The organism is Streptomyces sp. DSM 120436 (genome assembly GCF_055778765.1).
On the sequence record NZ_JBSKBS010000001.1, the window covers coordinates 290,065 to 310,706 of the forward strand.

Sequence of the window (20,642 nt, forward strand, 5' to 3'; positions counted from 1 at the left end):
CCGGTGCGTCCGGCCGTCCCCCGGGCGACCGTGCCGGCGCCGGTCCGAAGGGCTCCGGGGAACCCGGCGCCTCCCGCCGCTTCCTCGCCCGCGCCGCGCTCGTCACCGCCGTGCTGTCCATCGCCGGGTCGCTGCTCGGCCTGGTGCGGGACCAGTCGCTGGCCCGGCTGTTCGGGGCGGGCAGCGACACGGACGCCTTCCTCGTCGCGTGGACCGTGCCCGAGATGGCGGCGACGCTGCTGATCGAGGACGGGCTGGCGATCGCGTTGATCCCGGCGTTCAGCATGGCGCTGGCCCGGCGCGCCCGGGGCGTCCCCGGCGACCCGGTGCGCGAGCTGGTCCGGGCCACGCTGCCGCGGCTGTGCCTGGCGTTCGCCGCGGTGGCCGCGCTGGTCGCCGCGGGGGCGCCGTACCTGGTGCGCGTCCTCGCGCCCGGGCTGCCCGACCCCGGGCTCGCCGTGGACTGCACCCGGCTCACCGCGCTCAGCCTGCTGGCCTTCGGGCTCGCCGGGTACTGCAGCGCCGCGCTGCGGGCGCACCGCCGCTTCCTCGCCCCGGCGGCGATCTACGTCGCGTACAACACCGGGATCATCGCGACGATGTTCGCCTTCGGTGACGCGTGGGGGGTGCGCGCGGCGGCGGCCGGGGTCGCGGTGGGCGGCTGTCTGATGGTGGCGGCGCAACTGCCGTCGCTGTGGCGGCAGCTCGCCTCCCGCACGCCCGCGCCGGCCGCCGCCGGCGACGGTCCGGCGGACGGGGAGCGGCCGGTGCGGCTGGCGCTGATCGCCGCCGTGCTGCTGTTCGCGCTGTGCCGTCAGTCGCAGGTCCTGGTCGAGCGGTTCCTGGCGTCCTCGCTGCCCGCGGGCGCGATCTCGCACCTCAACTACGCGCAGAAGGTCGCCCAGATCCCGATGACGCTGTCGCTGATGGTGTGCACCGTCACCTTCCCGGTGGTGGCGCGGGCGCTCGCCGACGGGGACACCGCGCGGGCCCGCGCCCGCGTGCAGCGGGACCTGGTGCTGGCCTCGTGCGTGGTGCTGCTGGGCATGTGCGCGGTGGTCGCCTGCGCCCCGCAGATGACCGGACTCCTCTTCCAGCGCGGGGCGTTCACCGCGTCCGACACCGCCGCGACGGCGGAGGTGATGCGGGTGTACGCGCTGGGTCTGCTCGGCCAGACGCTGGTGGGCGCACTGGTGCGCTGCTACTTCTCGGCGGGCCGCGCCCGCTGGTACCCGCTCGGCGTGATGGGCGTGGGCATCGTCGCCACGTCCCTGATCGGCGCGGCGGCGGTGGGCCGCTGGGGCGTCGCGGGGATCGCCGCGGCCAACGCCGCCGGCATCACCGTCACCGCCGTCCTGCTGCTGACCGGTCTGCGCACCGCCCCCGCCGGGGACGCGCCGGGCCTCACGGTGGGCGTCCGCCGGGTCCTCGCCGACCTCGGCCGGCCCGTCCTCGCGTCCGCCCTGGCCGTCACGGCCGGGGTGTTCGCCGCGGGCCGCTTCTCCTCGCCCGTGGCGTCGCTCGCGGCCGGCTGCCTGGCCGTCACCGCCGTCTTCGTCCCCCTCGCCCTGTCCGCCCTGGGCGTGGGCGCCGCGACCGTGCGGCGCTCCGTCCGTACCGTCACACGAAGGCTCACACATGGCCGCACCCGTTGATTCCCCGCTCGCCGACCGCACCCCGGCGGGCCGCCGCCCGGCGACCGTCCCCTGGGTGGCGATGTACCACTCGGTGGGCGACTGCTCGGACGACCCGTACCGCGTCACGGTCACCCCGGACCGGCTGGAGCACCAGCTGACCTGGCTGCGGCGGCGCGGACTGCGGGGCGTGTCCGTGGCGGAGCTGCTGGACGCGCGCGCCCGCGGCGAGGGGCAGGACCTGGTCGGCCTGACCTTCGACGACGGCTACACCGACTTCCTCACCGGCGCGCTGCCGCTGCTGCGGCGTTTCCGGTTCAACGCGACCCTGTTCGTGCTGCCGGGGCGGCTCGGCGGCGACAACGCCTGGGACCCGCTCGGGCCGCGCAAGCCGCTGCTGACCGCCGACGGCGTCCGGCGCGCCGCCGGGGAGGGCGTGGAGATCGGCTCGCACGGGCTCACCCACGTCGACCTGACCCGCGCCGACGACACCGTGCTCGCCGCCGAGGTGACCGACAGCCGCGCCCGGCTCGCCGAGCTGACCGGCGCTCCGGCGGACGGCTTCTGCTACCCGTACGGCACGGTCGACGCGCGCGCCGTCGAGGCCGTGCGGAGGGCCGGTTACCGGTACGCCTGCGCCATCGACCCGGGCCCGCTGACCGGCCCGCACGCCCTGCCCCGGGCGCACGTCGGGCAGAACGACACGGCGTGGCGGCTGTACCTGAAGCTGCGGCTGCACCGCTGGCGCCGCCGTCCGGTGGAGGGCGTGTGAGATGAGGGTGCTGCACATCATCACCGGTCTCGGTGTGGGCGGCGCGGAGCAGCAGCTGCGGCTGCTGCTGCGTCACCTGCCCGTCGAGTGCGACGTGGTGACGCTCACCAACCCGGGTCCGGTCGCCGAGGGCCTGCGTGCCGACGGGGTGCGGGTGCTGCACCTGGGCATGGCGGGCAACCGCGACGTGGGCGTGCTGCCGCGCCTGGTCCGGGTGATCCGCTCCGGCGGCTACGACCTGGTGCACACGCATCTGTACCGGGCCTGCGTGTACGGCCGGCCGGCCGCGCGGGCGGCGGGCGTGCGGGCGGTCGTGGCGACCGAGCACTCGCTGGGCGACTCCCAGATGGAGGGCCGCGCGCTCACCCGGGGCGTGCGGGCGCTGTACCTGGCGAGCGAGCGGCTCGGCTCGGCGACGGTGGCCGTCTCCCCCACGGTGGCGGACCGGCTGAAGCGCTGGGGCGTGCCGGCCCCGCGGATCGAGGTGGTGCCGAACGGCATCGAGCTGGACCGCTTCCGCTTCGACCCCCGGCGACGGGAGCGCACCCGCCGGCGGCTGGGGCTGCCGGACGGCGCGTTCGTCGTCGGCGGGGTGGGCCGGCTCGCCCCCGGCAAGCGGTTCGACGTGCTGGTGCGGGCCCTCGCCGCGCTTCCGGAGGACTGCTGGCTGCTGCTGGTGGGCGGCGGGCCCGAGGAGCACGTGCTGCGCCGCACCGCCCACGAGGCCGGGGTGTCCGGGCGGGTGCTGTTCACCGGGGAACGGCCCGCCGTGCCGGACGGCTCCCCCGGCCCCGACCTGCCCTCGCTCACCTCGGCGATGGACCTCTTCGCGTCCCCGTCCACGGAGGAGGCGTTCGGCCTCGCGGTGGTGGAGGCCCTGGCCGCCGGGCTGCCCGTGCTCCACGGGTCCTGCCCGGCGATTGAGGACCTGCCGCCGGACGCCTCGGCCGGCGCGCGGCGGGTGCGCGGCGGCCCGGAGGCGTACGCCCGCGCGATCGCCGAGGTCCGCGCGGCGGGTCCGGCGCCGCGCACGGCCGCCGAGGCGGCCCGCCACTACAGCATCACCCGCAGCTCCGCCCGCCTCATGGACGTGTACGCGGCCGCCGTGGCCGGCCCGTCCCCGTCCCCCCACGCCAAGGAAGCCCGCCCCTCATGACCGACACCCCGACCCGTCTGCGCCTTCCGTCCCTGGACCGTGTCAGGAGGCTGCCCGCCTGGTCCGCGCTGGTGGCCGGCACGCTTCTCGGCGGCCTGTCCGGCGGCGCGTACGGCCTGCTCACACCGCCCGAGTACACGGCGACCAGTTACGTCGTGGCCGTTCCCACCGATCAGGCCACCCCGGAGTCCGCGCGGGGTTTCGCGCAGGCGTACGGGCGGGTGGCCACCCAGCTCGCGGTGCTGGGGGACGCGCAGGTGTGGGCCGGTGTGCCGGTGCGCACCCTGCGGGAGAGCGTGCGCACGGCGACCTCGCCGGACGCGCCGATGGTGTCCGTCACGGCCGTCTCCGAGCGGCCCGGGACGGCCGTGGACATGGCGAACGCGGTGGCGCGGGCGCTGACCCGGCACGCGGAGGACTCCAAGGACAGCACCCGGGTGCGGCTGGTGCAGTTCTCCCGCGCGGTGAAGCCGTCCGCGCCCGCGTCGGCGTCGCCGGCGGTGACCGCCCTGGTGGGCGCGAGCGCGGGCGGGCTGCTCGGCGGGCTCGCGCTGCTGGTCCGGCCCCGCCGCGGCGGCCGGGACGGGGAGCCGGCGCCCGCCGCCTCGGTGCCCGGTCCGGCCACCGCCGCCGTGCCGCGGTGACGGCGGCGGGCCGGGCCGGGGCGGACCCGGCGCTACCGGGAGCGCGACCACCAGTCGAGGCGCAGGCACAGCTTCCCGCCGAGCCAGTGCTCCACCCAGCGTCCGAGGTCCAGCGGCGCGCAGTGGTCCGGCGGCTCCGGTGCCGCGGGCGGCTCGGCGGGCGCCGGGGTCTGCGGGGCCTCGGGCGTGCGGCCGTAGAGGGCGGAACGGAAGACGCGGGAGGACTCCGGGTTCTCGTCGCACTGCCACACGCCGTGCGGGCAGTAGTCGGTCACCGTGTGGTAGAGGGGCCGGTGCCGCTGCATCCAGGCGAGCATGCCGCGCATGTACGCGGGATTGTCGCCGTTGCGGAAAAGCCCCCACTCCGGATAGGAGATCGGCTTTCCGTGCGCCTTGGCGAAATCGACGTGCGCCTGGAGTCCGTAGGGTTCCTTCACCTGTTCGTCGAAGGACATCCCGGACGGCTGGTCGTAGGAGTCCATTCCGATGATGTCGACGGTGTCGTCGCCGGGATAGCACTGCGTCCACGGCACGGCGTCGCGGCCCCGGTTGGGCGTGAACTCGAACCGGAATTCCTGGCCGGGGACGGAACGCATCGTGGTGACGATGCGGTTCCAGTACTTCTTCCAGTTCTCCGGGTCGGGGCCGCAGCGGTGGGTGTAGGTGACGCCGTTCATCTCCCAGCCGAGCACCAGCACGGTGTCCGGGATCTCCAGCGCGACGAGCCGTTCGGCGAGGGCGCGGAAGTGGTGGTCGAACTCGCCTGCCGCGCCGCGCCGCAGCAGCTCGCGGACCTCCGCGTCGGGCACGCCCGCCTCGTTGCGCTCCTGGAGCGGGACGTTGAGGACGAGCATCCGCTCGTCGTCGGCGTTGCGCCACCGCGCCCACGCCTCGAGGAAGCCGACGTCGCCCTCGATGTCCTTCCAGTGGTTGCCGGGCAGGTAGGTGTGGCCCACGCGCAGTTCCGCGCCGCCGAGCCAGCGGCTGAGCTGCTCCATCCGCTCCACGCCGCGCTCGTCGGAGGCGAGGAACGCGCCGAACGGCGGCACGCCCTGCGCGGGGGCGGGCGCGGACGGCGGGACGACCGCCGGCGGCCGCACCTCCGGGACGGCGGGCGCGGGAAGGTAGGGCACGGACACGGCGGGGACGTCCACATCGGGCGTGGGGAAGGCCGACGCGGCGGTCCCGGCGCCCGGTGCGGGCTGTGCTCCGGCGGCCGGTGCGGGGGGCCCGGTGGGGCCCGGCGACGCGGCCCCGGTGCCGTCCGTGGGCGCCGCCCCGGCCGCGGGACCCGCCGCCAGGGCGGCCGACACCACGACCGCCGCCGCGCCCACGGCCAGGGCGCGGGCCCGGACCCGCCTGTGCTGTGGGGCCATTGGCTGCTCCTCTTCTCGTTCACGTCCGCCTGCTGCCTTATGCCTCGCTGTTGACGAACAGTCATATGAAGTCAGCCATACGACATACGACAGTGCCACTGTCGCTGCGGCTTTCGAGTGCCGCTCTCCCCCGTGTGGGCGAGCCGGCGCCAGAAGAAAGTGAGAATGCGTGTCCCTGCTTGACACCCGGGTTCCCGCGGTTGTGCTGCGGATCGACCGGAATCCCTTTCACCACGGAACACTGGGCGCCGTCCGGTCGCTCGGCCGGGCGGGGGTGGACGTGCATGTCGTCGCCGACTGCGCGAAAAGCCCCGTGGCCCGTTCGCGGTTCGTGCGCCGGCTGCACACCCCGCCGCCCCCGGACGCGTCCCCGGACGAGATCCTCGCCGTGCTGCGCCGCGTGGCCGGACAGGTGGGACGCCCGGCGGTGCTGGTGCCGATGGACGACGCCACCGCGATCGCCGCGGCCCGGCTGCGCAAGGAGCTGGCCCCCTCCTACCTGCTGCCGGTGATGCCGCCGGCGCTGGCCGAACGCGTCGCGGACAAGGGCGAACTGGCCGGGCTGTGCGCCTCCGTGGGCGTGCCGCACCCGCGCACCCTGGTCCCGGACACCCCGGCGCGGGCCGCCGAGGACGCGCTGCGGCTCGGGCTGCCCGTGGTCGCCAAGTGGAGCCGGCCCTGGCTGCTCCCGGCGGGCTCCGGGCTGCGCAGCACGCGGGTGCTGCGCACGGCCGCCGAGGCGCGGGACCTGCACGCGCGCACCGCGGAGGCGGGCAGTCCGCTGCTGCTCCAGGCGTACCTGCCGCCCGGCGCGGACCGGGACTGGTTCTTCCACGGCTACGCCGACCGCACCGGGACGGTGCGGGCGGGCGGGCCGGGCCGCAAGCACCTGTCCTGGCCGCGCGGGGCGGGACTGACCGCGGTGGGCCGCTGGACGCCCGACGCGGAGGTGACCGCGCTCGCCGAGCGGCTCACCGGCGAGCTGGGCTACCGGGGCGTCTTCGACCTGGACTTCCGCCGTTGCGGCGCCACCGGCCGCCACCACCTCCTCGACTTCAACCCGCGCCCCGGCGCCCAGTTCCGGCTGTTCGCCGACAGCGCGGGCCTGGACGTCGTACGGGCGCTGCACGCGGACCTGACGGGGCGTCCACTGCCCGACGGCGATCCGGTGGCCGGCCGGGCGTTCGTGGTGGAGAACTACGCGCCCCTCGCCGCGCTGCGTCCCGCGCCCGGCGGGCGCGAACTGGCCTGGTACGCGGGCGACGACCGCGCCCCGGGCTGGGCGATGTGGGCCCTGTGGGCCCGCCATGTGTCCGGCCGGCTGCGCCGGCGCCTGGGCGCCGCGGCCGAGGTCCCGGCGCAGCGCCCGGCGCCCCGGCCGGACACGCCCTCCCTGACGACCGACAACGAGAAGGCGAGCAGCTGATGATGTACGACCTCCTGGTGGTGGGCGCGGGTCCGTACGGTCTGTCGATCGCGTCGCACGCGGCGGCGGCCGGTCTGAACCTGCGCGTCCTCGGCCGGCCCATGGCGTCCTGGCGGGACCACATGCCGGCCGGGATGCTCCTGAAGTCGGAGCCGTGGGCGTCCAACCTGTCCGACCCGGCCGGACGCTGGCGGCTGGACGCGTACTGCGTCGAGCGAGGCCTGACCGCCCGTCACGCGCAGCCGATCCCGGTGGCGGACTTCGCCTCGTACGGGCTGTGGTTCGCGCGCAACGCCGTGCCGGCGGTGGACGAGCGGCTGGTCGCGCGGGTGTCGTCGGGCCCGGAGGGCTTCAGCGCGGTCGCCGAGGACGGGGAGGTGCTGCACGCGCGGACGGTGGCGCTGGCGGTGGGCGTGATGCCGTTCATCGAGGTGCCGGCGGCGCTGCGCGGGCTGCACCCGACGCTGGTGACGCACAGCAGCCACCACAGTGACCTGGGCCCCTTCCAGGGCAAGGACGTCACGGTGATCGGCGGCGGGCAGGCGGCGCTGGAGACGGCGGCGCTGCTGGCGGAGCAGGGCACGCGGGTGCGGGTGCTGGCGCGGGCGGAGCGGCTGCGCTGGAACGACGTGCCGCCGCCGTGGGAGCGCCCGTGGTGGCAGTCGCTGCGCTCCCCGCACAGCGGTCTGGGCCCGGGCTGGCGGAACTGGTTCTACGCGGAGCGGCCGGGGCTGTTCCGGCGGCTGCCGGAGGCGACCCGGACCCGGATCGCGGCGACGGCGCTGGGTCCGGCGGGCGCCTGGTGGGTGCGGGAGCGGGTGGAGCGCGCGGTGGACCTGCTGCCGGGCCACGAGGTGACCGCGGCGGCCGCGGTGCCGGGCGGGCTGCGGCTGGAGCTGGCCGACCGGACGGGCGGGCGGCGCACCCTGGAGACCGAGCACGTCATCGCCGCCACCGGCTTCAAGGCGCACCGCGACCGGCTGGGGCTGCTGTCGGCGGAGCTGCGCGGCGCGATGACGGCGCTGCCCGGCGGGTCCCCGGTGGTCGACCGGGGCTTCGAGTCGTCCTACCCCGGCCTGTTCCTGGCGGGTCTGGTGACGGCGCCCGGGTTCGGCCCGGCGATGCGGTTCGTGCACGGAGCGACGTTCACGGCGTCGACGCTGGTGCAGGGGGTGCGCAGGCGGCTGCGGGCGGCCCCGGCGCGCGGGACCGTGCCGGTGCCCGCGGGCGCCGGCCGCGGCGGCGCGCCGGCCCCGGTGCGCGGCTGACGGCCGGAGCGACGAAGCGTCCCCCGGACCAGGAGGTCCGGGGGACGCTTCGTGCCGGGGGCGCGGATGCCGGGTGGGGTGGGCCCGGCATCCGCGGGGTCGTCAGGGGCGGGCGCCGACGCGGCCGCGGCGGTACAGCACGGCCCCGCCGGTGAGCAGCACGGCACCGGCGGCGGAGGCGGCCACCAGGCCGTCGGTGCCGGTCTCCGCGAGGTGCGGCGGGCTGTCCGGCGTGTCGGCGGCCGGCGGCTCGACGTGCTTCGGCGGCGTCACGGCCTCGGCGGGCGGCTCGGGCTTGTCCTTCTCCGGCGTCTTCTCCCGCTCCTTCTCCTTGTGGCCGGACTCGTTGACGCAGGTGTTGTCGCTCGCGTCGTTGAAGAGGCCGACGAGGTTGACGCTGTTGCCGCACGCGTTCAGCGACAGGTCGACGGGCGCCTGGATGACGTTGCCGGAGAGCACGCCGGGCGATCCCTTGGCGGCGCCGGTCGCGTGGGCCCCGCCGCTCTCGGCGTGCGAGACGCCCGAGGAGGCCTCGTGGCGGGGGTGCGCCGAGTGGTCCGAGCGGTCCGGGGACTTCCCGCCGTGCGAGCCCTCCGAGACGTTGGCGCAGGTGTTGTCGGAGGCGCTGTTGAGCCCGCCGACGACGGTGACGTCGTTGCCGCAGGCGTTCACGGGGGCGTGGACCGGCGCCTGCACGTTGTTCCCGGACAGCACACCGGGCGAGCCCTCGGCGCCACCGGCCGCGTGGGCCCCGCCGGACCGCTTGCCGTGGCCGCCGGACTCGTTGACGCAGGTGTTGCCGGACGCGCTGTTGAGAGCTCCCACGGCGGTGACGGTGTTGCCGCAGGCGTTCACGGGGGCGTGGACCGGCGCCTGCACGTTGTTCCCGGACAGCACACCGGGAGAATCCTCGGCACCGCCCCCCGCGTACGAGTCGGCGAGGGCGGGGGTTCCGTACAGGGACAGAATGCCCGTGGCGGCAGCGGCCGCCGTGAACACTCCCCTGCTCAGGGTCTGTCGCAATGTGATGGTCTTCCTGCTTGGAGATGGGAGGCCGACCCCGACATGGAGAGAGGCGGCCGGGGCCGCGCGTCACGGCCCCGGCTGCCCTGTGGCCTGTCTCCCTTTCCAACCCCGCTGCCGGGATTCGGTTGCGCAGGTTCACCCGGTTGGCCCGCGTGCGGCGCACGCGGGAGCGGGTCAGGACACCACGTCCTTGCGCGCGAACCCCCGGAACGCCAGTGCGAACAGCACGAGCGCGTACGTCACGGACACCGACGCGCCCTGGATCATGCCGGACCACTCCGGGGTGGTCTGGACGGCGTCCGCCCAGGCGAACTGCCAGTGGGCCGGCAGGAAGTGCCGCCAGTCGCCGAGGGCGGTCACGGCGTCCAGGACGTTGCCGACGATCGTCAGCCCGACGGCGCCGCCGACCGCGCCCAGCGGGGCGTCGGTGCGGGTGGACAGCCAGAACGCCAGTCCGGCGGTGACCAGCTGCGACACGAAGAGGTACGCGACGACCACCACGAGCCGCCCGGCGGCGGTGGCGGGGTCGAGCGTGCCGCCGGTCGGGATGTGCAGCGGGCCCCAGCCGTAGGCGACGGTGCCGACGGCGAGCGCCACCACCGGCAGCAGCACCATCGCGGCGAGGCTGAGCCCCAGTCCGACGGCCAGCTTGGACCACAGCAGCCGCATCCGGGGCACGGGCGCGGCGAGCAGGTAGCGCAGGGAGGACCAGCCGGCCTCCGAGGCGACGGTGTCCCCGCAGAACAGGGCGACCGGGATGACCAGCAGGAAGCCCGCCGACACGAAGAGGTTGACGGCGGCGAAGTTGGCCCCGGACGCGGTGGCCGTGTCCATCAGGTTCACCCGGCCGCCGGGGCGGTCCGGCTCCCCGCCGATGGCGAAGGCGATCACCAGCACGAACGGCAGCACGGCGAGGACCGCGCCCATGACGAGGGTGCGCCGCCGCTTGAGCTGGCGGACCAGCTCGACCCGCAGCGGCAGGGTGCGGCCGGCGCGGTAGCCGTCGGCGGTCTCGGCGGGCGCGGGCGGCCCGGAGGGCCCGGACTGCTCGGTCCGCTCGGTGAGCGCGCTCATGCGGAACCTCCGATCAGGGTGAGGAAGGCGTCCTCGAGGCGGCGGTGCGGACCCACCGACGTCACGGGCACCTCCAGCCGGACGAGTTCCGCGATCAGCCGGGGGGCGGTGCCGCCGGCATCGAGCCGGACCAGCAGTCCCTCGTCGGTGCGGACGGCGGAGGCGACGCCGGGCAGCGCGGCGACCTTCTCGGCGAGCGGCTCCTCGACGGGCGTGACGGTGCCGACGAGGAGGGTGTCGCCGGAGCCGGTGATGTCGTGCACCGGTCCGGCCTGGACCAGTCGGCCGCGGTCCATGACGACGAGGTGGGTGCAGGACTGCTCGACCTCCGCCAGCAGGTGGCTGGAGACGATCACCGTGCGTCCGGCGGCCGCGTACCGGATCATCACCTCGCGCATCTCGCGGATCTGCGGCGGGTCGAGGCCGTTGGCCGGTTCGTCGAGGATCAGCAGGTCCGGCAGGCCGAGCATGGCCTGGGCGATGGCGAGGCGCTGGCGCATGCCCTGCGAGTAGGTGCGCACCGCGCGGGCGAGGGCGTCGCCGAGGCCGGCGATCTCCAGGGCCTCGTCGAGGTGGGCGTCCTCGGGCGGGCGGCCGGTGGCGGCCCAGTACAGCTCCAGGTTCTCCCGGCCGGACAGGTGCGGCAGGAAGCCCGCGCCCTCGACGAAGGCGCCGACCCGGGAGAGCACGGGGGCGCCGGGGCGGACGGCGTGGCCGAACACCCGGATCTCGCCGTCGTCGGGCCTGATGAGGCCCATCAGCATGCGCAGGGTGGTGGTCTTGCCGGCGCCGTTGGGCCCGAGCAGGCCGAGCACCTGGCCCTTCTCCACCCGGAACGACAAATCCCGCACGGCGTACCGGTCGGCGGAGCGGGCGTACCGCTTGCTCAGGCCGGTGATCTGGAGGGGGACGTCGGCCAGGTCCGGGTCGGGGGCCGGGGCGGCGGTGCGGCGGCGGCCGGTGAGCAGCAGCGCGAGCGCGACGGCCGCGCCGGCGACCGGCAGCCACATCACCCACGCGGGCAGCGGGGCCGCGGCGGTGGTCACGCCGGGGGCGGTGGGCACCGTGAGGTCGCTCCTCAGGGACACGGTGTACGTCGCCGGGGCGGCCGGGGAGGCATGGGCGAGGTCGGTGGAGGCGAGGACCAGGCGCAGCCGGTGGCCCTTGCGGACCTCGTGGTCGACGGCCGGGAGGGTGAGCTCCACGTCCTTCCCGGCGCGGGCGCCCTCGACGCGGACCGGGGTGACGAGCTGGGAGGGCAGCACCTGCTGCCGGCCGTCCGGGCCGACGTCGTAGACCTTGGCGAAGAGGACGGCGTCGTCACTGGTGGACCTGACCCGCACGGTGACGGCCGGGGAGCCGGTGACGCGCAGGTCGCGGGCGACGGGTGCGGACTCGAAGCGGGCGTGCTGGCCCGGGAAGTCCAGGGAGACGCCGATGCCGAGGGAGGAGAGCTGGGAGAGGCCGTCGGCGCCGCCGATGCCGGGCAGCGCGGACACGGCGGGCGGGCTGGCGCCGGCCGGGTTGGCGAAGCTCTGCTCGCGGCCGGTGAGCTTCACGGAGCGGCCGTCGCCGCGCAGGCCCGGGTAGGCGTCGGCGCTCGCGCCGCGCAGCTGGGCCCGGCCGTCGGTGGAGTCGACGCCCCCGGTGCGGGTGACGCGGAAGGCGGGGCCGGTGCCGGCGTTCTCGTCGCCCTTGAGGTACCGGTCGAACCAGGCGCGGACGCGTCCGTGCAGCCGGTCGGTCTCGGGGTCGCCGCCGTCGTGCCCGCCGGCGAGCCAGTCGACCGCGACGGGGGCGCCGTTGGCGCGGATCGCGCGTGCGGCGGCGTCGGCCTGGCCGAGCGGGAACAGCGAGTCGGTCTGCCCCTGCATCAGCAGGGTGGGCACGTCGATGCGGTCCGCGACGGCGGCCGGCGAGCGTGCTTCGAGGAGGGCCCGCGCCCGCTCGTCGGGCACGCCGGACTCGGCGACCCGCTCGTACATGGCGCACAGCTCGGGCTCGAAGCGGGCGCAGCCGCCGCCGGAGGTGACGAAGGCGCCCGCCCACAGCTTCTTGAACACGCCGCCCGGGAACAGGGCCTCGGCGAGGTCGAAGTAGGTGATGGCCGGGGCGATGGCGTCGATCCGGTCGTCGTGTCCCGCGCCGAGCAGGGCGACGGCCCCGCCGTAGGAGTTGCCGGCCATGCCCACGCGGGGGTCGCCGTCCCCGTCGAGGCGGACCTCGGGCCGCGTGGCCAGCCAGTCGACGAGCCGGGAGACGTCGGCGACCTCGCCCTCGGGGTCGTTCAGCCCGATCTTCCCGGTGGACCGGCCGAAGCCGCGCGCGGACCAGGTGAGGACGGCGTACCCGTCGCGGGCGAGGTCCTCGGCCTGCTCCCGGACGTCCTCCTTGCTGCCGCCGAAGCCGTGGCCGAGCAGCACGGCGGGGCGCCGGCCGCCGGGTCCGGCGGTGAAGTAGGAGGTGTCGACGCGCACCCCGTCGTCCGTGGTCATGACGCGGTCGGCGCGGCGCACGGGGGGCGCGTCGTCGGAGGCGACGGCGGTCCAGGTGCCGGCCCCCGCGAGCACGGCGACGGCGGCCGCGGCGGCGAGGGCGCGCCGGGGGCGCGGCCGCCGTGACCGCAGCCACCGCGGTCCGGGCAGTCGAAGATCCATGCGCCCACGGTACGGGGTCGACCTGTCGCCGGGTTGTCGGCCTCGGACCGAACCCGGGGGGCCTCCCCGCGGTGTGCGCGGGGCTGGTGCCGTGCCGCGTCCGCGGTGGCGGAAGGGACGGGGCGCGCGGAGGCCGCCCGCACGGCGGGCGGCCTCCGCGAAGGGGAGTGGGACTCAGCACCAGGCGTGGTGGACGGACCCGTCGCCGTTCTCGTCCACCGAGTCGTCCCAGATGTTGTCGGCCGACGTCCAGGGCGGTGTGCCGGCGGACCTGGCCGCGGCGGCGCTGGCCCGCCAGGGCGACGCGGAGGACGCGCTGCCGGCGGAGCTCCGCCGGCAGGCCCTGCTCGCCGCCGTCCACTCCTTCGTCGACCGCCGCCTCGGCACGCGGCAGCTCACACCGGAGACGATCGCCGCCGCTCACCACATCTCCGTCCGCCATCTGCACCGCCTCTTCAGGGAGCGGGGGACGACCGTGAGCGAGTGGATCCGCCACCGGAGGCTGGAGCGCTGCCGCCAGGACCTGCTCACTCCGGCCTGCGCGGAACTGACGGTCCAGGCGATTGGCGCGCCCTGGGGTTTCCGGCACGCCTCGGACTTCAGCAGGGCCTTCAGCGGTGCGTACGGCATGCCGCCCGGCGAGTACCGGCGACAGGGAACGGCGGAACGGCGTCCCCGCGGTGCCGCACAGCAGTCCTCCGGGTCCGGCGACACGGTGCGCGATCGCACGAGGGGGCGGACGCGTTGACGGTGCGGTGCGGCGGGGGTGACGGGGACGCCCCGGCACGCTGACCGGGTCCTCCTGCGCGCCTGAGGTCCGCGGAGAGGTGCGCGCCCCCGCCTCGGCGCACGCGGAGGCGGGGGCGCGGAAGGTCCGGCGCGGGCTCAGTGGTTGCGGGGGAAGCCCAGGTCGACGCCGGCCGGGGCGTCCGCCGGGTCGGGCCAGCGGGTGGTGACGACCTTGCCGCGGGTGTAGAAGTGCGTGCCGTCGTTGCCGTAGATGTGGTGGTCGCCGAAGAGGGAGTCCTTCCAGCCGCCGAAGGAGTGGTAGCCGACCGGGACCGGGATCGGGACGTTGACGCCGACCATGCCGGCCTCGACCTCGAGCTGGAAGCGGCGGGCGGCGCCGCCGTCCCGGGTGAAGATCGCGGTGCCGTTGCCGAACGGCGAGGCGTTGACGATGTCCAGGGCCTCCTCGTACGTGTCGGCGCGCAGCACGCACAGGACGGGGCCGAAGATCTCGTCCTGGTAGGCCTTGGCGGTCGTCGGCACCTTGTCGAGCAGGGAGATGCCGATCCAGTGGCCGTTCTCGTAGCCGTCGACCGTGTGGCCGGTGCCGTCCAGGACCACCTCGGCGCCCTCGTCCGCCGCGCCGGCGACGTAGGAGGCGACCTTGTCGCGGTGGGCGGCGGTGATCAGCGGGCCCATCTCGGAGGCCGGGTCGTCGCCCGGACCGATCCTGATCTTCTCGGCGCGCTCGCGGATCTTCTCCACCAGCTCGTCGCCGATCGCGCCGACGGCGACGACCGCGGAGATGGCCATGCAGCGCTCGCCGGCCGATCCGTAGGCGGCGGACACGGCGGCGTCGGCGGCCGCGTCGAGGTCGGCGTCGGGCAGCACCAGCATGTGGTTCTTGGCGCCGCCGAGGGCCTGCACGCGCTTGCCGTGGGCGGAGGCGGTGGTGTGGATGTGGCGGGCGATGGGCGTGGAGCCGACGAAGGAGACGGCCTTGACGTCCGGGTGCTCCAGGAGGCGGTCGACGGCCGCCTTGTCGCCGTGCACGACGTTGAACACGCCCTCGGGCAGCCCGGCCTCGGCGAGCAGCTCGGCGAGGCGGACGGAGGCGGACGGGTCCTTCTCGCTGGGCTTGAGCACGAAGGTGTTGCCGCAGGCGATGGCGAGGGGGAACATCCACATCGGCACCATCGCCGGGAAGTTGAACGGGGTGATGCCGGCGACCACGCCGAGCGGCTGGCGGATGGACGCCACGTCCACGCGGCTGGCCACCTGGGTGGACAGCTCGCCCTTGAGCTGGACGTTGATGCCGCAGGCCAGGTCGACGATCTCCAGGCCGCGCGCGACCTCGCCGAGGGCGTCGGAGTGCACCTTGCCGTGCTCGGCGGTGATCAGCTCGGCGATCTCGTCGCGGTGGGCGTCGAGCAGCGCGCGGAACCTGAACAGGATCGAGGTGCGCTGGGCGAGGGAGGACTGCCCCCAGGTCCGGAACGCCTCCTTGGCGGCGGCGACCGCGGCGTCGACCTCCTCGACGGAGGCGAAGGCGACCTTGGTGGTGACCTCGCCGGTCGCCGGGTTCGTCACCGGGCCGTAGGTTCCCGAGGCGCCTTCGGCGGTCCTGCCGCCGATCCAGTGGTTGACGATCTTCGTCATGACCGAGAACTCCTTCGCAGAGGGCGGCGTCGGGGGGAGACGTGCCGTTCGTACAGCTCATGGGGCGGTGCCGCGGACGGGCGTGCCGCGGCGACGGCCACGGGCCCATCCCACCAGTGACGGGGTGCCGGGCGGGCCCGACACTGTGTCGGCCGTTCGGGTCCCCGCGTGGACACATGGGTCCTGGGGGCGGGCGTCCGGGACGGAACCTCCGGCGCGGGGCCGCGGCGGGCGGGGAGTCGTCGCTCGCACCTCGCTCCTGCCAAAGCGAGGCGGCCTCCCGCGCCGGAGGCGATCTGTGACGGGGCGACGCCCTGGGCGCCCCGACGGCCGGAAAGCGCCCGGCGGCGGTGGAGGCTCGCCATGACGCTCCCTTCGCACGTCTCGTCCGCCCTGCGGGGTCCGAGGGCTCTCCCGAGTTCTAGCCCCGTGCGCGAAGCCCTGTCAATGTTTTGTCCGGACATTCGGACGAGAATGTCGCCCCCGCCACCGGAAAAGCGGCCGGACCGGTGCGGAAGGACGCCGTGGACGTCCATGCGCCCCGCCGATGTGCCGGAGTGCGCCTGTGTGTCACTCCTGTCACGAACGCACCGGTCGCGTCACGGATGTCACACGCGGGCGGTCCTTCCGTCACACCTGCGCACGAGCCCTCCGTGTAAGCGGACCGGCTCGTTCTTCCGCACCACGCTTGTCGATCGCCGGCGCACGCCCGGCTCCCCCTGACGGCCGCCCCGGCCGTCGCCGGAGCGTGCGCGGGGAGGTGCACACATGACCGAGCTGTGGTCGTACAAGGACATCGCGGCCCACATCAAGGTGCAACCGGACACCGTGCGCTCCTACCGCAAGCACGGCCTGCTGCCGCCGCCGGACCGGGTGGAGGGCGGGAAGCCCTACTGGCGCCCCGACACGGTCCGCCGCTGGGCCGCCGCCCGCCCCGGCAACCGCGACCGCCGGGGCTGAACACGCGCACGGACGACGCCGTGCCCCCGCACGGCCGGTGCGGGGGCGCGGCGTCGTCCGTGCGGGCGCTCAGCTCCAGGGTTCGATCACGGTGACCCCGGCGCCCGGGGCGTCGCCCATCGCGGCGAGCGCCGCGGGGACCGCGTCCAGGCCGATCACGGAGGTGACCAGCAGGTCGGGGCGGAGCACCCCGGCGCGCACCAGATCCAGCATCGGCGGGTAGGCGTGCGCGGCCATGCCGTGGCTGCCGTGGATCTCCAGCTCCAGCGCGACGGCGCGGGCCATGGGCACGGGGGTCGTGCCCGTCTCCGAGGGGAGCAGGCCCACCTGCACGTGCCGGCCCCGCCTGCGCAGGCCGTTCACCGAGGCGGCGCAGGTGACGGGCGCGCCCAGGGCGTCCAGGGAGAGGTGGGCGCCGCCGCCGGTCAGCTCGCGGACCGCGCCGGCCGTGTCGGTCACCGCCGAGGCGTCCACGCACTCCGCCGCGCCGAACCGCCGGGCCAGCGCGAGGGCGTCCGGTGACACGTCGACCGCGACGACCCGCGCGCCGGCCGCCGCCGCGATCATCACCGCGGACAGGCCGACGCCCCCGCAGCCGTGCACCGCCACCCACTCCCCCGCCGCGACCCGGCCCCGCTGGACCACGGCCCGGTAGGCGGTGGCGAAGCGGCAGCCGAGGGAGGCGGCCGTGGCGTACGCCATGCCGTCGGGCACGGCGACCAGGTTCACGTCGGCGTGGTCGAGGGCCACGTACCGGGCGAAGGAACCCCAGTGGGTGAAGCCGGGCTGGGTCTGGCGCTCGCACACCTGCTGGTCGCCGGCCGCGCAGGCGGGGCAGGAGCCGCAGGCGCAGACGAACGGCACGGTGACCCGGTCCCCGGCGCGCCAGCGGGTGACCCGGGCGCCGGCCGCCTCGACGACTCCGGCGAGTTCGTGCCCGGGGACGTGCGGGAGGGCGACGTCCGGGTCGTGGCCCTGCCAGGCGTGCCAGTCGCTGCGGCACAGGCCGGTGGCCTCCACGCGGACCACCACCCCGTGCTCCGCCGGCTCCGGGTCCGCGACCTCGCGCACCTCGGCCGGTTCCCCGTACCGCTCGAACACCACCGCTCGCATGCCAGGTCCCGCCTTCCCGTGATCGCCGCTGTCGCCGGAACGCTATCCCCGGGCCGTCGCACCCCGGCGCGCGGGCCGCCCCGCTCCCGCGCACCCTGTCCCGGATTGATACCCCCTAGGGGTATAGTGTGAGGGAGACGGGGTCCTCAGGGACCCCGGCGACCCCCTGCACACCCCCACGTCCCGACGAGGAGAACGACATGACGTCCCAGACCGACACCCAGGGTTCCGTCACCACCGTCTACCAGGTGACCGGGATGAGCTGCGGGCACTGCGAGGGCGCCGTCTCCGGCGAGATCTCCCAGCTCCCCGGCGTCAGCTCGGTGACGGCCGTCGCCTCCTCCGGCGAGGTGACCGTGGTCTCCGCGGCCCCGCTCGACGAGGCCGCCGTGCGCGCCGCCGTCGACGAGGCCGGCTTCGAGCTGGCCGGCACCGTCTGACCCGGGGCCGTACCCCGAAGGCACCCCCACGCGGCGTGAACCGGGCCGCACCGGCCACCTGGAGGACCGGCCCCCGCGGCCCGGACCGCCGCCTCCCCGCACCCCGGACGTCCCTGGAGCACGGACATGACCAGCACCACCGCCCCCGAGGCGCCGGCCGCCGCCGGGCAGCCGGCCCCCTCCGAGGTCGAGCTGCTCATCGGCGGGATGACCTGCGCCTCCTGCGCGGCCCGCGTCGAGAAGAAGCTCAACCGCATGGAGGGCGTCACCGCCACGGTGAACTACGCGACCGAGAAGGCCCGGATCACGTATCCGCCGGGCGTCGGGGTCGCCGACCTGATCACCACGGTGGTGAAGACCGGTTACACCGCCGAGGAACCGGCGCCCGAGCGGCAGGAGGAGCAGGAGACGGCCTCCGGGACCGGCCCGGAGACGGCCGCCCTGCGCACCCGGCTGATCGTCTCCGCGCTGCTCTCCCTGCCGGTGGTGCTGCTGGCGATGGTCCCGCCCCTGCAGTTCGACCACTGGCAGTGGCTCTCCCTGGCCCTCGCCGCGCCGGTCGTGGTGTGGGGCGCGGCACCGTTCCACCGGGCCGCCTGGACCAACCTGCGGCACGGCGCGGCCACCATGGACACCCTGGTGTCGGTGGGCACGCTGGCCGCGTTCGGCTGGTCGCTGTGGGCGCTGTTCCTCGGTGACGCGGGCGAGCCGGGCATGCGGCACCCCTTCGAACTCACCGTGTCCCGCACCGACGGGGCCTCCGCCCTCTACCTGGAGGTCGCCGCCGGCGTCACCTCGTTCCTCCTGCTCGGCCGCTATCTGGAAGCCCGCTCCAAGCGCCGTGCGGGCGCCGCGCTGCGGGCGCTGATGGAGCTGGGCGCCAAGGACGTGACCGTGCTGCGGGACGGCCGTGAGGTGCGGGTCCCGGCCGAGCGGCTGGCCGTGGGCGACCGGTTCGTGGTCCGCCCCGGCGAGAAGATCGCCACGGACGGCACGGTCGTCGAGGGCTCCTCCGCCGTGGACGCGTCCATGCTGACCGGCGAGTCCGTGCCGGTGGACGTGACCGCCGGCGACACCGTCACCGGCGCCACCGTCAACGCGGGCGGCCGGCTCGTCGTCGAGGCCACCCGGATCGGCTCGGACACGCAGCTCGCGCGGATGGCGAAGCTGGTGGAGGACGCGCAGACCGGCAAGGCGCAGGTGCAGCGCCTCGCCGACCGGATCTCCGGGGTGTTCGTGCCCGTGGTGCTGCTCATCGCGGCCGCCACCTTCGGACTGTGGCTGGGCAACACCGGCGACACCGTCGCCGCGTTCACCGCGGCCGTCGCCGTGCTGATCATCGCCTGCCCGTGCGCCCTCGGGCTGGCCACGCCGACCGCGCTGATGGTCGGCACCGGGCGGGGCGCCCAGCTCGGCATCCTCATCAAGGGTCCCGAGGTGCTGGAGTCCACCCGGCGCGTGGACACCGTCGTCCTGGACAAGACCGGGACCGTCACCACCGGCCGGATGTCCCTGCGCGCGGTGCACGCCGCCGAGGGCACCGACGAACGGGAGCTGCTGCGGCTCGCGGGCGCCCTGGAGCACGCCTCCGAGCACCCGGTGGCCCGTGCGATCGCCGCGGGCGCGCAGGAGCGGGTCGGGACGCTGCCCGGGGCCGAGCAGTTCGAGAACGTCCCGGGCCGGGGCGTGCGCGGGCGCGTGGAGGGTCGCGAGGTGGCCGTGGGGCGGCTGTCCGAGGTGTTCGGGGAGCTGCCGCCGGAGCTGGCGCGGGCCAAGGAGGAGGCCGAGCGGGCCGGGCACACCGCGGTGGTGGCCGGCTGGGACGGGGCGGCACGCGGTGTCCTCGCCGTCGCCGACACGGTGAAGGAGACCAGCGCCGAGGCGGTCCGCGCCCTGCGGGCGCTGGGGCTCACGCCGGTGCTGCTCACGGGCGACAACCGGGCGGTGGCCGAGGCGGTGGCGCGCACCGTCGGCATCGACGAGGACCGGGTGATCGCCGAGGTGCTGCCCGAGGACAAGGCCGACGTGGTGCGGCGGCTCCAGGAGGAGGGACGCAGCGTCGCCATGGTGGGCGACGGCGTCAACGACGCGGCCGCGCTGGCCGTCGCCGACCTGGGGCTCGCCCTGGGCACCGGCACGGACGCGGCGATCGAGGCGGGCGACCTGACCCTGGTCCGCGGCGACCTGAGAGTGGCGGCGGACGCGATACGGCTGTCCCGGCGCACCCTCTCCACGATCAAGGGCAACCTCGTGTGGGCGTTCGGCTACAACGTGGCCGCGCTTCCGCTGGCCGCGGCGGGACTGCTGAACCCGATGATCGCCGGGGCCGCGATGGCGTTCTCGTCGGTGTTCGTGGTGACCAACAGCCTCCGGCTGCGGTCGTTTCATTGAGGTCTCAAGTTGGGCAGGCCCCCTGGAGTCCGGTAAGACCCTCACATAAGCTCTTCACAAGCCTCGCGCATCCTCCTTACGCTGGGGTCCCGTGAGAGGTTTGCGGGCTCCTGCGCACTGTGGGGAGATATGCAAGAGACGCAGATCACAGTGATCTGAACGTAACCATCGAAGGGGTTCGAAGGTCTAAGTTGGCGATGTCGGGCAGCGTCTTGGGGGGCGCTTCCTGGCATCTGGGGATGTCTTGGGGGACTTCTCCAGAGATTGCGTTGCCGGGGCACGTGCCCAGGGAAGCTTTGAGCGGCCCTCCCGACGTG

16 protein-coding genes and 1 pseudogene are annotated in these 20,642 nt (G+C 75.5%); 10 read left to right on the top strand and 7 right to left on the bottom strand.

Translation table 11 applies throughout. The features are described from left to right. The first annotated feature begins 110 nt into the window (after positions 1-110). Genes ACWH4W_RS01285 through ACWH4W_RS01300 form a run of 4 tightly spaced genes read left to right on the top strand, consistent with a single transcriptional unit; the run spans position 111 to position 4,206 of the window. On the top strand, positions 111-1,655 hold the full coding sequence (locus tag ACWH4W_RS01285) for a lipid II flippase MurJ (RefSeq protein ID WP_473077383.1): 1,545 nt from the start codon (positions 111-113) through the stop codon (positions 1,653-1,655). Then, positions 1,639-2,406, top strand: coding sequence for a polysaccharide deacetylase family protein (locus ACWH4W_RS01290; protein WP_473074013.1), 768 nt, complete (start codon positions 1,639-1,641; stop codon positions 2,404-2,406). Before ACWH4W_RS01285 ends, ACWH4W_RS01290 begins: the two co-directional genes overlap by 17 nt. 1 nt (position 2,407) lies before the next feature. Further along, positions 2,408-3,562, top strand: coding sequence for a glycosyltransferase (locus ACWH4W_RS01295; RefSeq protein WP_473074014.1), 1,155 nt, complete (start codon positions 2,408-2,410; stop codon positions 3,560-3,562). Beyond that, the gene (locus tag ACWH4W_RS01300; RefSeq protein ID WP_473074015.1) at positions 3,559-4,206 is read left to right on the top strand and encodes a YveK family protein; all 648 of its coding nucleotides are present in this window, start codon (positions 3,559-3,561) and stop codon (positions 4,204-4,206) included. The genes ACWH4W_RS01295 and ACWH4W_RS01300 overlap by 4 nt, the downstream gene beginning before the upstream one ends. Positions 4,207-4,238: 32 nt before the next feature. On the opposite strand, the gene ACWH4W_RS01305 is transcribed toward ACWH4W_RS01300, so the two are convergent. Continuing rightward, the gene (locus ACWH4W_RS01305) at positions 4,239-5,582 is read right to left on the bottom strand and encodes a glycoside hydrolase family 26 protein (protein WP_473074016.1); all 1,344 of its coding nucleotides are present in this window, start codon (positions 5,580-5,582) and stop codon (positions 4,239-4,241) included. A gap of 169 nt (positions 5,583-5,751) precedes the next feature. Here ACWH4W_RS01305 and ACWH4W_RS01310 point away from each other — a divergent pair, with 169 nt between their 5' ends. Both ACWH4W_RS01310 and ACWH4W_RS01315 read left to right on the top strand, forming a co-directional pair. After that, a complete protein-coding gene (locus ACWH4W_RS01310; protein ID WP_473074017.1) occupies positions 5,752-7,008 on the top strand; it encodes a carboxylate--amine ligase in 1,257 nt (418 codons plus the stop codon). Positions 7,009-7,010: 2 nt separating this feature from the next. Then, positions 7,011-8,276, top strand: coding sequence for an NAD(P)-binding domain-containing protein (locus tag ACWH4W_RS01315; RefSeq protein WP_473077384.1), 1,266 nt, complete (start codon positions 7,011-7,013; stop codon positions 8,274-8,276). A gap of 102 nt (positions 8,277-8,378) precedes the next feature. Here ACWH4W_RS01315 and ACWH4W_RS01320 read toward each other — a convergent pair whose 3' ends face one another. From ACWH4W_RS01320 to ACWH4W_RS01330, 3 genes are all read right to left on the bottom strand, one after another. Further along, positions 8,379-9,299: a chaplin family protein gene (locus tag ACWH4W_RS01320; RefSeq protein ID WP_473074018.1), complete on the bottom strand. Its 921-nt coding sequence runs from the start codon at positions 9,297-9,299 to the stop codon at positions 8,379-8,381. Positions 9,300-9,476: 177 nt separating this feature from the next. Continuing rightward, positions 9,477-10,376 carry an ABC transporter permease gene (locus ACWH4W_RS01325; protein WP_473074019.1) on the bottom strand — a complete coding sequence of 300 codons (900 nt, stop codon included), beginning with the start codon at positions 10,374-10,376 and terminating at the stop codon, positions 9,477-9,479. After that, the gene (locus tag ACWH4W_RS01330) at positions 10,373-13,033 is read right to left on the bottom strand and encodes an alpha/beta fold hydrolase (protein ID WP_473074020.1); all 2,661 of its coding nucleotides are present in this window, start codon (positions 13,031-13,033) and stop codon (positions 10,373-10,375) included. The genes ACWH4W_RS01325 and ACWH4W_RS01330 overlap by 4 nt, the downstream gene beginning before the upstream one ends. Positions 13,034-13,265: 232 nt before the next feature. On the opposite strand from ACWH4W_RS01330, the gene ACWH4W_RS01335 reads away from it, so the two are divergent. After that, on the top strand, positions 13,266-13,781 hold the full coding sequence (locus ACWH4W_RS01335; protein WP_473074021.1) for a helix-turn-helix domain-containing protein: 516 nt from the start codon (positions 13,266-13,268) through the stop codon (positions 13,779-13,781). Between the two features lie 137 nt (positions 13,782-13,918). Here the strand turns inward: ACWH4W_RS01335 and mmsA are convergent, their stop codons facing one another. Together mmsA and ACWH4W_RS01345 are read right to left on the bottom strand one after the other, a co-directional pair. Further along, positions 13,919-15,421 (bottom strand): CoA-acylating methylmalonate-semialdehyde dehydrogenase, encoded by a 1,503-nt coding sequence (mmsA, locus tag ACWH4W_RS01340; RefSeq protein WP_473074022.1) that lies wholly within the window; start codon positions 15,419-15,421, stop codon positions 13,919-13,921. Between the two features lie 203 nt (positions 15,422-15,624). After that, positions 15,625-15,786, bottom strand: a pseudogene (locus tag ACWH4W_RS01345) (5-deoxy-glucuronate isomerase); the annotation flags it as partial. 403 nt (positions 15,787-16,189) lie between these two features. Between ACWH4W_RS01345 and ACWH4W_RS01350 the strand changes: the two are divergent. Beyond that, entirely contained in the window at positions 16,190-16,381 is a 192-nt protein-coding gene (locus tag ACWH4W_RS01350; RefSeq protein ID WP_473074023.1) for a helix-turn-helix transcriptional regulator, read from the top strand. Positions 16,382-16,450: 69 nt separating this feature from the next. On the opposite strand, the gene ACWH4W_RS01355 is transcribed toward ACWH4W_RS01350, so the two are convergent. Continuing rightward, entirely contained in the window at positions 16,451-17,494 is a 1,044-nt protein-coding gene (locus ACWH4W_RS01355) for a zinc-dependent alcohol dehydrogenase family protein (protein WP_473074024.1), read from the bottom strand. A gap of 200 nt (positions 17,495-17,694) precedes the next feature. On the opposite strand from ACWH4W_RS01355, the gene ACWH4W_RS01360 reads away from it, so the two are divergent. Both ACWH4W_RS01360 and ACWH4W_RS01365 read left to right on the top strand, forming a co-directional pair. Next, entirely contained in the window at positions 17,695-17,934 is a 240-nt protein-coding gene (locus tag ACWH4W_RS01360) for a heavy-metal-associated domain-containing protein (RefSeq protein WP_093767266.1), read from the top strand. 126 nt (positions 17,935-18,060) lie between these two features. Continuing rightward, positions 18,061-20,325, top strand: a complete 2,265-nt coding sequence (locus ACWH4W_RS01365; RefSeq protein WP_473074025.1) for a heavy metal translocating P-type ATPase — start codon at positions 18,061-18,063, stop codon at positions 20,323-20,325. The last annotated feature ends 317 nt before the right edge of the window (positions 20,326-20,642 follow it).

Excerpts from the sequence above, each read along its gene's own strand:
- ACWH4W_RS01325 (WP_473074019.1), bottom strand. The coding sequence starts at position 10,376 with ATGAGCGCGCTCACCGAGCGGACCGAGCAGTCCGGGCCCTCCGGGCCG.
- ACWH4W_RS01295 (WP_473074014.1), top strand. The coding sequence starts at position 2,408 with ATGAGGGTGCTGCACATCATCACCGGTCTCGGTGTGGGCGGCGCGGAG.
- ACWH4W_RS01300 (WP_473074015.1), top strand. The coding sequence starts at position 3,559 with ATGACCGACACCCCGACCCGTCTGCGCCTTCCGTCCCTGGACCGTGTC.
- ACWH4W_RS01360 (WP_093767266.1), top strand. The coding sequence starts at position 17,695 with ATGACGTCCCAGACCGACACCCAGGGTTCCGTCACCACCGTCTACCAG.
- ACWH4W_RS01290 (WP_473074013.1), top strand. The coding sequence starts at position 1,639 with ATGGCCGCACCCGTTGATTCCCCGCTCGCCGACCGCACCCCGGCGGGC.
- ACWH4W_RS01335 (WP_473074021.1), top strand. The coding sequence starts at position 13,266 with ATGTTGTCGGCCGACGTCCAGGGCGGTGTGCCGGCGGACCTGGCCGCG.
- ACWH4W_RS01365 (WP_473074025.1), top strand. The coding sequence starts at position 18,061 with ATGACCAGCACCACCGCCCCCGAGGCGCCGGCCGCCGCCGGGCAGCCG.
- ACWH4W_RS01330 (WP_473074020.1), bottom strand. The coding sequence starts at position 13,033 with ATGGATCTTCGACTGCCCGGACCGCGGTGGCTGCGGTCACGGCGGCCG.
- ACWH4W_RS01350 (WP_473074023.1), top strand. The coding sequence starts at position 16,190 with ATGACCGAGCTGTGGTCGTACAAGGACATCGCGGCCCACATCAAGGTG.
- ACWH4W_RS01315 (WP_473077384.1), top strand. The coding sequence starts at position 7,011 with ATGTACGACCTCCTGGTGGTGGGCGCGGGTCCGTACGGTCTGTCGATC.
- ACWH4W_RS01355 (WP_473074024.1), bottom strand. The coding sequence starts at position 17,494 with ATGCGAGCGGTGGTGTTCGAGCGGTACGGGGAACCGGCCGAGGTGCGC.
- mmsA (WP_473074022.1), bottom strand. The coding sequence starts at position 15,421 with ATGACGAAGATCGTCAACCACTGGATCGGCGGCAGGACCGCCGAAGGC.
- ACWH4W_RS01305 (WP_473074016.1), bottom strand. The coding sequence starts at position 5,582 with ATGGCCCCACAGCACAGGCGGGTCCGGGCCCGCGCCCTGGCCGTGGGC.